5 protein-coding genes are annotated in these 12,012 nt (G+C 62.5%); 2 read left to right on the forward strand and 3 right to left on the reverse strand.

The features are described from left to right. The first annotated feature begins 1 nt into the window (after position 1). Entirely contained in the window at positions 2 to 1,546 is a 1,545-nt protein-coding gene (locus ASC79_RS15310; RefSeq protein ID WP_056022709.1) for a hypothetical protein, read from the forward strand. Continuing rightward, a complete protein-coding gene (locus ASC79_RS15315) occupies positions 1,543 to 6,942 on the forward strand; it encodes an FtsK/SpoIIIE domain-containing protein (protein ID WP_056022706.1) in 5,400 nt (1,799 codons plus the stop codon). The genes ASC79_RS15310 and ASC79_RS15315 overlap by 4 nt, the downstream gene beginning before the upstream one ends. A 9-nt stretch (positions 6,943 to 6,951) precedes the next feature. Here ASC79_RS15315 and ASC79_RS15320 read toward each other — a convergent pair whose 3' ends face one another. From ASC79_RS15320 to ASC79_RS15330, 3 genes are read right to left on the reverse strand one after another with little or no spacing between them, the layout of a single operon-like run. Beyond that, on the reverse strand, positions 6,952 to 7,788 hold the full coding sequence (locus tag ASC79_RS15320; RefSeq protein WP_056022704.1) for a phosphoadenosine phosphosulfate reductase family protein: 837 nt from the start codon (positions 7,786 to 7,788) through the stop codon (positions 6,952 to 6,954). Next, entirely contained in the window at positions 7,785 to 11,087 is a 3,303-nt protein-coding gene (locus ASC79_RS15325) for a hypothetical protein (RefSeq protein WP_056022697.1), read from the reverse strand. The genes ASC79_RS15320 and ASC79_RS15325 overlap by 4 nt, the downstream gene beginning before the upstream one ends. Beyond that, a complete protein-coding gene (locus tag ASC79_RS15330) occupies positions 11,080 to 12,006 on the reverse strand; it encodes a DUF4007 family protein (RefSeq protein ID WP_056022694.1) in 927 nt (308 codons plus the stop codon). The genes ASC79_RS15325 and ASC79_RS15330 overlap by 8 nt, the downstream gene beginning before the upstream one ends. Positions 12,007 to 12,012: the final 6 nt, after the last annotated feature.

Raw genomic sequence — 12,012 nt, forward strand, 5'->3', positions numbered from 1 at the left:
GATGGAGGTTCTTGCAAGGCCGACGCATTTCGAAGAACGGTCCGGCCCCGAAATCTGGGTCGACGAGGCGATCTGGGGCCACCGACTCCATGATGAGCAGTCGCCTTGGCTCACCTTCCTAGAATTCTTGAATGTGCTGTTGGCGGAGAAGGTGGCCGGCCGGGCGCTGCGGGAAGTGGAGTTGAACAGCCTGAGCTATCGGCCGCAGACGCAACTGCGGCTCCGAAACCTCGTGTTCAACAACCCCCACATTATGACGGTCCTCGCTGAGGACCGCCCCGATGAGCTGGCCTGGTCATCCTGGCTGGAGAAGATGGCGCAGAGCGCCGGCGGACTCGAAAATCCCGACTTCGCCTATCTACGGGAGCGGTTTGAAACCTTCCGTGACTTCTCCGCGGTGATCAAATTCCTCCAGGGCTCCGCGATCGAAGGCGATAGCAACAAGCGCTGGAGTTCGAAGTTCGTCTTTCCGTTCGGCCCGAGCGGCCTCTACGAAGACGTAAATGTGAAAGCCAACGGCGGGGTGACAACCGACCGCCGCTTCTTTGCCCGGACGGGCGAGATCCTCTACCTCATGCTCTGCCGTAGCCAGCGGGTCGATCAGCTCCGCGAGCTTCTTGTCGGCCAGTTTCTTGAGAATCCCGCTCCCTACGACGGCATGGTCCAGGCCCTGCAAGGCGAGGCACAGCATGCAAAGGCGGAACGCGGCGGCGCCTTCCTGCCGGTGTCATCGCATCCGAGCTTCGACCGTCTGGCCGACGACTGGTTGGCGATCCTCTCGTTGCCGATCCCCGCGTACGACGCGATCCCTCACCTGGTCGCGGTGACGGGGCTAAACCTAATTCTGTACCAGCTTGAAAGAGCGAGCGAAGTCTTGGGTCGCGCGCGAGCTACCATGGTGTGCGAGATCGTCTCGCCAAAGAAATCCGTGGTCCGAGACCTCTCGGCCGACTCCTATCAGACCAACAACGCCCTGCCTCAGCAGGCCATGGAACGCTTCATCCGCGCCACAACGGAGACGGCTGAGTGGCATGCGGCCGTGGGTTCGGACGACGCGGGCATCGAGGTCACCGAGCTCCTGAAGCGCAAATTCGACTGGCCAGATCCAGATGACGAAGACGAACGCGCTATCCCGCCGGACCAATTGATCAACAAGCTCGTCGAGAGAGCCGCGACTCGTCACAAACAGCACGTCGGCAAGGTCCATATGACCTGGTCGCGGGCGATAGGGCTGTCGTCTCGACGCTCAAGCCGCCGCGTTCGCTACGCCCCAACGGACCGGCTGCTCAAGACCTTGGTCGTCGCTTGCGTCCCCAAGCGCATGGAGTTCAAAGACTTCCTCGCCGCGCTCGCCGAACGCTATGGGCTGATTATCGGCGACCACCAGGCGAAAGGCTTCGTGGATAATGGCGACGCCGACCAAGAGGACTTCTCGGATAACGCCCGCCGGCTCGAGGAGCGCTTGGCAAGCCTAGGGCTTCTCAAGCGCCTTTCAGACTCCTGCGCATACGTCGAAAATCCCTTCCAGCGCGGGAACGTTGCATGAAACCCGCTGATCTCATCGGAGCTGCCGGCGCGACGTCGATTCAGCAACGACTTGCAGCCTTGACGTCCGACGACGGCGTCGCGCGCTATCTGCTCGACCGCCTTACCGGCGAACAGGTCGCAGCGATCACTGAGGCCCTGCTGAAGGCACCGGGGATCAGCGCGCAGTTGAAGATCGCAATCCCTCGCGACCTCGTCGACGGACGCGGTTTGCCTGAAGACGTCGTGACGGATGACCGAACTGTCGCCATCCGCAACGCCGAATGCGACAAGCCGGCGCTCCTCCTCGCCAACACGGACGACGATCAAGGTGCGTCGCTGCAGGACGTCACCCTCATCGGGGCGAAGCAGCTCACGGAAGATGTTGCGCCCTGGGTGGAGGCCGCCAGTGCGGGTCTAGGTCTTCCCGATGGTCAGCTGGAAGCCTGGCGGGCTGCGTTGGCTGGCCTCCATGCGGCCGATGACTGGACGTTGCACCAGATCTCAAACTTCGTCGCCCTGGTGCGCGAGCGCATCGCTGACGAATCGAAGCCCGTCCAGGAAGCTTTGGGCTGGGCCCTTCCAGCGCTCCATCTGCCCCGTGACAGCGGCTACTTCATCGGCATCAAGGACAGGGACCTCGAGCAGCCCCGGCGGTGGAAGAAGCTCTTCGACAAGCTGATCTCGGACCGCAAGCCGCTGATGTCGAAGATGCGGCCGAATCGCCAGGTCATCGAGCCCGATGAGCTGCAGGCTCAGTTCGAGCAGTCGCGCGAAGATATCGTCCCCGGAGCGCATGACGCCATTGAGGAGTTCATCGGCACTCCACCGGGCTGGAGTGCAGCGGCTGAGGCCGTGGCGCAGTTTGAATGGGAGGCGGACAATGTCCTCCTCCTCTTCTCCGGGTTGAAGCTGAAGAAGACGACCCTCGCCGAAGACACAATCAACTTCTTCGAATTCGAGCTGCCAGGGCGCTTGAGCGACTCCGACGAAGACTATCTCAAGGCCTTGAAGAGCCGCTCGCTGAAAGAAACCCGGGACGACGATCGGGAATTCTTCGAAACCCACAGAGATGATCTCGCCCAGGATAAGCCCCTGCGCGCTAAGTGGGAGCGCTTCATATTCGGCCGGCCGATTGAATGCACGGACTTCCTCACCGGGCTCCTTTTGGTCGTTGAACGCCTATTTGGTCAGGTGAACGCCGCTGGCGGACCACGGACGCTCACGATCAGATCGGCGCGCCGTTCTCGCAGCCAATGGCTCGACATGAACGCGGATATCGGATTGGCTTTTGGGCTCCGGTATCGAGGCCTGCCAGCGCTCATGGGCGACGCAGTGAAGTGGGATGCGCCCTACATTTTCGAGTACGAGGCACTCCTCGAGCGCGCGAAGAAGCGAAAAAAATATCGGCGGAACGAGTCCGTTTCACGCGCGAGCTTGCAGATTAAATTCGATGTCGAGCTCGTCGTCGGTCTTGGCGCGGCCGCTGAACGCGCCGTCGTCCAGTTGGTCTGGGCCGGCCAGCCCAATGCGATCGGCGCTGAGCTTTCCAAAGACGCACGTCGTCTTCTTGAGCGTCCCCTGCGAAGAACAAGCGTTGCTCGCCTGCCGGTGAGCCGCAAGGGAGCGTTGCAGTCGGTATCGCTGACCGATGTTGGCACGCTGCAGCCAGCATTTGGCCAAGACGCAGGCTCACTGGTTCCCAGAACCAATGTCGGCGACGATGTTGCGAAGCTTTTTCCGCGCAAGCTGAAGGAGGCGAGGGCATCTAGCCGGCTCGACCAGAACGCCGCCGACGAACTCTCTAACGCTTGGCAGGCGTTCACCGAGACCTATGCGCAGGGCGTTCAGGCATGGTCTGGCACGGGCTACGCCGACGCGATCCTGCTTAAACAAGCGGAGGCATATGGCGGCATCCTTCGCGCACTGGCGACCCATGCGCCAGGCGACATAAATCGCCAGGAACTCTGGGAGCCGGTCCTTGGCCTTGGAACCGTGCAGATCACGGGAGCCGGACCATCGGCGATCGTCGCGCCATGGCATCCGATGCGCCTGGCGGCGACCGCCATCAAGATGCGGTCGGTCGCGGGTTTGGTCGATTATTTATTGTCGGACAACGACGTCAATTTCGGCGACTCGCGGCTCTTCTTCTCTGATCTCCGCGACGAGCTTAGTCACCCGCTCTACCCGGAAATCGCGGTCGGGTACGACGGGTCGGAACCTGTGCTGCTTGCGGAAACCGGCACGGTCAACGACTACTCTCTCTTCGAGCGCCCTGTGCGCGATCCGGCTGAGGCCGGGACGGACGTCGACCCTCAAGAGGCCGCGCGGCAAATCCGAGGGTTGCTTGAGCGCTACCTCGACCTTCAGCCCCACGAAGGCGCCAACCTTAGTATCATGCTTTACAACTGCGACGCCGCCGGGTTGCCGCTCGCCGCGGTCAATGTGCTCAGTACGGTCCAGGACGAAGACGAGATGCACTGCAACGTCCTCGTGAGGCATCGCGATCGCAACCGCCTGGCCCAGGTCTATTCGGAGTTGTTGGAAAAATCGGAGGGCGATCCGGACGCCATCGTGGTCAGCGAGACGTCCCGCAACTTCATGTCCAAGCTGCGCATCGGCGTGATGCTGGACGGCAGCGCCGGACCGAAAGACCCTAACGGTCGCCAGATCGACGTTGCCTTCCTGCACGATGTCGTATCACGGCAGGCGAAGGAACATTGGTTCCCCGTGCCGGCAGCCGACAAGAACCCGGCGTTGCTGGAGCACGTACCTTCACGATGGTCTTATCGGCGGGTGACAGCCGAAGATGAGTTGAAGGCGACAAGCTACCTCACCTGTCCACGTCAACCTGATGCCGGGTGGGCGTATGTGGACGCCGTTGCCGGCGTCATCCGCCGACAATCCCATGGCGATCAGGAGCACTATCTGCCCGCGCGCCAGATCTCGTTCCAGGACCACGGCTTGAAGTCGATGTTCGACGAGGTGCACTTGATGGCGGAGTGGGTGGCGACTTACGATGACCTGCTCGACAAGCGTCAACTCGCGGCGCAGGGCATCAACGTCATTCGTTACCGCCGCCAGCGGACGCACGGCCGCAATATGGTGGTGTCCTCAACTTCCGAGCTTCGGCTGCTGCACGTCCTCGTCCGCCGTAGGCTGGCCGAACTGAATTTGGGCCTGTCTGACGAACGGCTGTCGGACTTGGCTCGCCGCATGATTGGCGATGCCAACGCAATTTCCGGTGACATAGTCCTACGCGCGGCTAAGCGCGGCGTATCAGCCGGCGAACTGATCGGGCTGGTGCTCAGCCGCGCGCTCGTTGCCGAGGAGCTCGGCTCTGGCGCCGCGGTGGCTTGGTTCCTCCTCGACGACTACGCGGAGTGGCTGGGGCAGCGTGAAGAAGGGCTGGCCGACATCTTGGCGCTCAGCGTTGGCGTGGATGCCTTGGGCACCGAACATCTGCGCGCCGTCGTCACGGAAGCGAAATACGTTGACGCTTCAGGTTTGGCCGAAGCGAGCCGGAAGTCGCGCCAGCAGCTGCGCCAGACTGTGACGCGAATGGACGACGCGCTGTTCGGAGACCCTGGCCGGCTGGACCGGGACCTGTGGCTCTCTCGCATTGCCGACCTTTTGCTCGATGGCACTGCTGCTCTTGGCCACTCGACCCTTCTAGAGCGCGTCCGCGACGGAATCCGTCACGGAAGCGTGCCGATTGATCTTCGCGGTTATTCCCACATCTTCATCTCAGGCCCTGCCAGCGACGCCAGCAGCGCGGGTGAGCAGGAGCCCATCGCGGATATCTCAGGGGCGTTGCAGGAGACCTTCACCCGCGAAGGACTAAGGGCCCTGATCAAGGCCTATGAGAGTAACAGTGCGCTCAGCCCGCAGAGGGAAGCTCTCGGCGGCGAACACCCCTGGCAATCGAACACTTTCAAAAGCCCCGCGCCCCGCGTCGACTGGACCAAAGCCATCGACCTGGAGCCCAAAGCGCCTTTGCCCAAAGCGGTTGCCGTTCAGATTTATGAGGAGGATGACGACGATGGCGGTGACGAGGATGGCGAGACCGTGCAACCTCTTCCATCGCCGGGGCCCCAAAGCGGTTCTTCAGGCGCCGTTGCGACAGCCTCCCTGCCGGAAGCCGATCCTCTGGCGCTAGACTCCTCTGCGAACATTTCGCCGGCCGCGCCGCCCCCAGAGGAGCCTGCCGCCAAGGCTGCGGGCGTCGCCTCGTCAACACACTCTCTGGCCGCCCTCGTTCAAGACAGAGCTGAACGGGCTAGAGAGGACACAGCCGACGACCAGGCATGGCTCAACGCAACTGCTCAGAAGCTGCGAAGCGCGCTGCTCGGCTATTCCCTGCAGGCCAAGATCGTTGGAAGTCGTTTGACGCCCAACGCTGCTCTCGTGAGATTCCAGGGTAGCGACCGGCTGCGCGTAGAAGACATCGAGGCGAGGCAGTCAGCCTTGCTGACGACTCACGGACTGCGTCTCATATCGATTTCACCCCTGCCAGGTGAGATCGTTGTGGGGGTCGCCCGACCTCATCGGCAAACGGTCTCCATGTGGGATGTATGGTCCCGGCGCGAGTTCAATCGTAACGCCGTGGGCGTCAACACCTCCTTCGTACTGGGCCTGAAGGAACTAGACGGGGACATCCTTTACCTAAACCTGGGCGGGCCCTTCGCCGGCGGAACGCAGCACGAGCCGCACACCCTGATTGCCGGCGCGACCGGGAGCGGGAAGTCCGTCCTGATTCAGGCGTTGCTACTGGATATCGCCGCCACCAATGCTAGTCGCCTGACCCACATTCATCTCATCGATCCAAAGATGGGCGTGGACTACGCTGCCGTTGAGCGTCTGCCTCATCTGCAGGGCGGGGTCATTGTCGATCAAGTTCGCGCGGTCGAGGTGATGGAAGGTGTCGTTGCGGAAATGGAGCGTCGCTACGACCTCTTCAGGCAACGCGGCGCTCGCGACATTCGCACGTACAATGAGAAGGTCGACAAGGCCGACCAGCTGCCTTGGACCTTCTTGGTGCACGATGAGTTCGCTGAGTGGATGCTCACTGAGGACTACAAGGCGGCGGTGACGGCAAACGTATCAAGGCTCGGAGTTAAGGCGCGAGCCGCGGGCATCCATCTCATCTTTGCGGCCCAGAGGCCCGACGCCAACGTCATGCCGATGCAGCTGCGCGATAACCTGGGTAATCGACTGATCCTCAAGGTCGCGAGCGTGGGTACATCTGAGATCGCGCTTGGGGTCAAAGGCGCAGAGCAGCTCTTGGGGCTCGGCCATTTGGCAGCTCGCCTGAGCGGAGAGCCGACCGTCATTTATGCTCAGGCGCCTTTTCTGTCCGACGATGACATCGATCGCGCAGTGGATGCGATTATCGCAGGGGACACCGGGGCTGCCTGAGCGGTTGGTCTACTTATGGCAGATGACACAGCCGCCCGAGGCCTCGTCGATGCCGTACACATCGTCGATGGTCTCGGCGGAACGGGCGGATAGCGGGTTCAGCCGCCGGCTTCGCTTTAGCCGCTCGCGGCGCTTGTCGTAATCCGCCTTAATCTGATCGACCCGCGCTGGGCTTGCCAGTTCGACCAGGCTTTCGCCCTGGCTCCAGGTGAACGGGGACCCGTCCTTAAGCGCCGTCTTCTCGTAGTTCACGGCTTCGGCGTACCGGTCGGGGTGGTTCTCGGCGAGCCGCACCCACTCGATCTTCTGCTGGAAGAAACAGAAGGTGCATCCCGACCGCGAGCGCCAGCTGTAGTATTCTGGCTCTCCGACGTCCGCCTGCTGGAGAATCTCAATCACCCCGGCACGGTCAATGCCGGCCGTGCGCAGGGGCAGGTGCACCTGCATGTTCGGATGTGTCGCCTGATATCCTTCGCGGGTGGGTTCATCAGCGCGGATCGCGACGTACGAGTGGATGGTGACGCCAGCGTCTAGGTCGGCCTTTAGCCAGTGCTCCAAGGGGCGCAGCTTGAGCTGCCTTGTGCACCAGCGTGTCCGAGGCGAAGGTAGAAAGTTCCTGTATTCCGCAAGCCAAAAATCGAAATCGCGGTCAGGGTTCAGCCGCTCGATCGGGCGGCCGAGGAAGCCCTCCAGCTTGTCGAGGAACTGGTAGACCTCCGGCAACTCCTTGCCGGTGTCGGTGAAAAAATACTCGATAGGCAAATGCGGATAATGCTGCCGCATGTAGACCGCCAAGGCGGCGCTATCGCGGCCGCCCGATACACCTAGAATATGTCGCTCGGTCATGCCGCCTCCACGTCAGTGTCGGCCGCCAGGCTCGCAACAGCGCGCGCCAGCGCAGCCAGCCGCAGACGCCCACCCTCGGGCTCTTCGCCTAGTACCTTTAGGACCTGTTGCGCGAGGCCTGCGGCGGCCTCCTTTTCAACGTCCGAGAGCACGAAGCTGCGGAGTAGAGGTGGGGTGGATGGATCGAGGCCTACCACCAACGCCAAGGTCTCGGTGTACGAGCGGCGATCGCGCACCACAGCTAGGGCCTCGAGTTCGCGGAATCGCCGGCCGTAACGCGCAACCTCCGTCAGGGCGTGTGCACGGTCGCGGTCAGACCAGCTATGAGCTGGCTTGTGGAGCAGCATGCTGAGGATGCCTTCAACGTCGCCACCGGTTTCCAAGGCAGCGGCACGATCAGCGAAGGCTTCGAAGGTGTAGTCATTGGTCAAGTCCTTCAAGGTCGCCGCACGGTCGCGAAGGCCGCTGAAACTCGTCACCTCGACGCCTAACGCGCGGGCAAGCGCCGCCCGCAAGTCGGCCAAGAGCTGCGGGTAGCATCCTTCGCACTCTGTCAGGGCAGCCACGACCAGCTCGGGTGAAAGCCGATCGCCCAATGCAGCTGGAAGGTCGTCAAAGAGTAGGGCCTCTGGATCGCTCGCCTTGAGAATTGTCGACCTAATTAGTTGGGCGTCCTCGCTGACACTCTTGGTGCGGGCCGCGTAGGTTGGCAGTGCTTCGAACCGTTGGAAGAGAGCCTGGGCGACCGGAAGCGAGGCCTCCCCCGACGCGAGGCCAAGTAAGCCAGCGAGCCCATTGAGGAATGTGGTCTCACGAATGGACCGGTCAATCTTCCGCAAGCGGAAGTCGCCGGACCTCTGAAGTAGCTTGTCCACCAAGACATCATCGATGGCCGTCTGAAAGACACCATCGACATAGACTGCGACCTTGTCCCGATTGGCCATCAGGTAGGCCATGACGAGCACCGGCATAACGCCGGCCTTGAGACCAAATGGAGCGGACGCCCACTTCGCGAAGACAGCGCCCAGGCCTAAGGGCCCTTCGCTGTCCAGCACCTCCCAAGCGGGCCACAGCGACCGGCCCTGCGGGCTGTCGTCTGGATCACAGAAATCCCAACCGCCGCCTTCCAGCTCGCGATGCAAACCGAACGGACGCAAGACTGTCAGATAGAGGCCGAGCTCCGCAGGATAGCCTTGCATCCCGAGATCTTGGTGTTGGGGACGGCCGACCATCGCGTGGCAGAGCTCGCGGACGGCCGCCATGGAGTTCGACGACGGTCTATCTCGCTGCAGAAGCTCGCTCTTAAGGATGGGCGACTTCGGATATCCAGCGTCGGCCAGGGCGCTCGCGATTACCGCCAGGGGCTCACGCCAAGCTCGGCTCGGCTCCGGCGCAAGCCACCATTTTGCACTCTCCAGGCAGGCTTCGATCGTCCGGTGGAGGAGGTCGATGCACTGTGAATGCCGCGCGGCCAGCTCACGACGGGCGATCCGATCGCCCTCTAGCTGCGGGTGCGCACGGAAAACGCGCTCGACCGCCATCAACTCCGCGGCGCTTGAGCGAAGCGCGTAACCCTCCGTGGCGGCGCCGACCGCCACTACGCAGCCGTTTTTCTGCAGAAGCTTGGCTGCACCCTTGCATGTCGCTTCCACGTCGGCCTGCTCAACCGAGCCATCACCGATGGCCAGGGCAATAAGGCCACTCCCCTTGTTTGGCCGGCTCGCGAGACGCTCAGCGAGCGTCGCGGCAGTGTCCTCGGGGCTGACGACCTGCATCGCAATCTCGAACGTTCGCAGGGCGCCGGTAAGGAAATAGTGCCGCTTGGCCGTGGCAAAGCCGAAGCCAACCCTTTGCGCCAAGCCGTCTAGCTGCCCCATGTCTATTTGGGCGACCTCGCGGCTGATGGCATCCTCAAGATCGAAATCACTGCCGGCGAAGAGTGCATAACCTCCCAGTCGCGGCTGCCGAATGAGAACCGCCCAATCCAACAGATCGGATATGGCGGTAGCGCGCTCCTGGTCGTCGGCGAAGGGAACCGCCTGTGCCAGGAAGTCCTCAGCGAGCGCCAAGCCAGAGCCGTTGCGGAAAAATTCGATCACAGCGGCCGACTTCGTCAGTGCGACGTGCAGGGCGTTGCCCTTGGCCGAGGCCCGCTCTATGGCCTCGAAAGCGAGACTAAATCGCCCGCTGTCATGGCCGCTGGCCAGCGCCATGCCGAAGTTCGAAGCTAGATAGTCCCATAGCTGTGCTGGGTCGTAGGTCTGATCGCCCGCGTCGGTTGCTTGCAGGAATCGCTGGAAGCCCCATGGCTCAGCCGAGCCGAGAAAGCCGAAAACGCTGCGCTCATTCTGGGCGAACCGCGCGCGTGAGACCGGACCCAACAAGAGCGCCGTCACCGGATTCAACGGCCAGGTTGCCGTCAGGGCCTCGGCCAGGACCGAGACCTCCGTCGGCCGTCGCTTAGCGACGGCTTCGGCTACAATCTGGGCGCGGGTCGCCGCTGCGGGTGGCGTCGCTTTGCTGGTGATCGCGCGTCCCAGAAGCGCGATGGTCTCATCGGCGCCGCTTAGGAAGGCGAGATCCTGAAAGCGACCCTGGACCTTCGCCCATTCCTGGCGAGCGTCGCGCGCCGCTCTGGCGGCATATTGCTCGAAGGATTGGTGCAGAATTCCGATGACGACCAGGCGGCCTTTACTCCGCGACGCGTGCTCGGCCAAATCCTGCAGAAGATGGACGTCGCCCCCCTCGAGGGCTTCGTGCTCAAGCAGCTTGCCAAGCTCATCAAGGATTATGAGCGTCCCGCTGCTTCGCGATGCGCCAGCGCGCTTTATGGCGCTGATGAGCGCCATGTCAGAGCCCCCAGCAAGCGCCTGCTGTGCGGTTGTCCAGCGGTACGTGGCGGCAGCGGCCGTGGCGACGGCATCGCGCAGCCTGACGCGACTTCCTGTGACAGCGACAACATTCCAGCGGCCGTGATCTTCAGGAAACGCGCGCTGATAGAGGCCGGCCAGACCCGATCCCACGATTTCCTGCGCGATCTTGCGATTCTTGGACGAGCCAGCGACTAGGTTGGCCACCAAGAGGGCGGCGCTAGACTTGCCGCCGCCGTACGGGCCAGTCCAAGTGAAAGCCCCTTGCTGATGGTCAACCTGCGATTCAGCCATGGCCGCCAGCGCCTTGGCGACGCTGGCTTGAAGAACGTAGCCCACTAGAGGCGGCGTGCCGTTCAGGTCGGCGTCGATGCGTGCTGACCGCGCAAACCGCCGATCAATCTCAGTCGTCTCAGCGAGCTTAGTCATGGCGCACGTTCACCGGCGGGGTGGCGCCATAGGCTGTTTGGATCAGGTCCATCGGGACAACATCGTCCCGCCGCTGGATCTGCCGCAGGCCTGCGGTGTCAGTCCAACGCCACGCACCGTCCGTGACGTCATCTAGCCGCATCAGACGAGTGACGACGCTGTCCTCATCAAGCTTGAACACGCGTCCCGGCGAGCCTGGGGCATAACAAACCTGCTCAGCCGATAGTGCGCTGGAGCCTCCGAGCCGCTCCCAGAACTCCGCCAAGGCATAAGCGAATACACCATCGTGCAGGGTGGGCTTGGGGCCGCGCACGAACTCATACCAGCCGCCCAGCCGAGCCTCTCGAACCAGGCCGAGTTCGGCCAATAAAGGCTCAGCCGCGTCTTCGTTCAAGGCATCGCCCCGCCGGACGTAACTGCGGAGGAAAACTTCCACATCACGCTTGAGCGTCCCACGGGTGGCGCGCCAACCCCGTGCGCTGGTTAACTTGAGCAACTCTTCGACTAAACTTGCTGGGTCGAACTCGATCGCCGTCATGACATTGAAGGCATAGTAGGCCGTGGTGGTCATTTCCGGCGTACCGGCGATGTGCCAGTGACAAAGCCAGATCGTCGCGGCGCGCTCGAGGTAGGGATCGGCCCCGTTGTCTGACAGGATAAGCGAGCCCAAAGCGCTGGGCTGAATGCGACGTTCGCTCTCTTCGAAGAAGCGCGAGGCCAAAGCCCAATACCGCATGGACGCCGCCATGTTGCGGCCGACGCCAAAACGCGCGATAGCATTTTGTTCCTGGAATGTTCCAGACGGCGCGCCGCCGTCGACAGCGTCGAAAGCCTTCTTCAGCCACAGAAGGCGCAGTGGAAAGGTCTCGTGGCCCGCAAATTGCGCCTTCGAATCTGTGTTGAATGCGTCCTGCCTCATGGCGGG

This window comes from Phenylobacterium sp. Root1290, from assembly GCF_001425305.1.
In the GTDB taxonomy this organism is placed as follows: Bacteria; Pseudomonadota; Alphaproteobacteria; order Caulobacterales; family Caulobacteraceae; genus Phenylobacterium.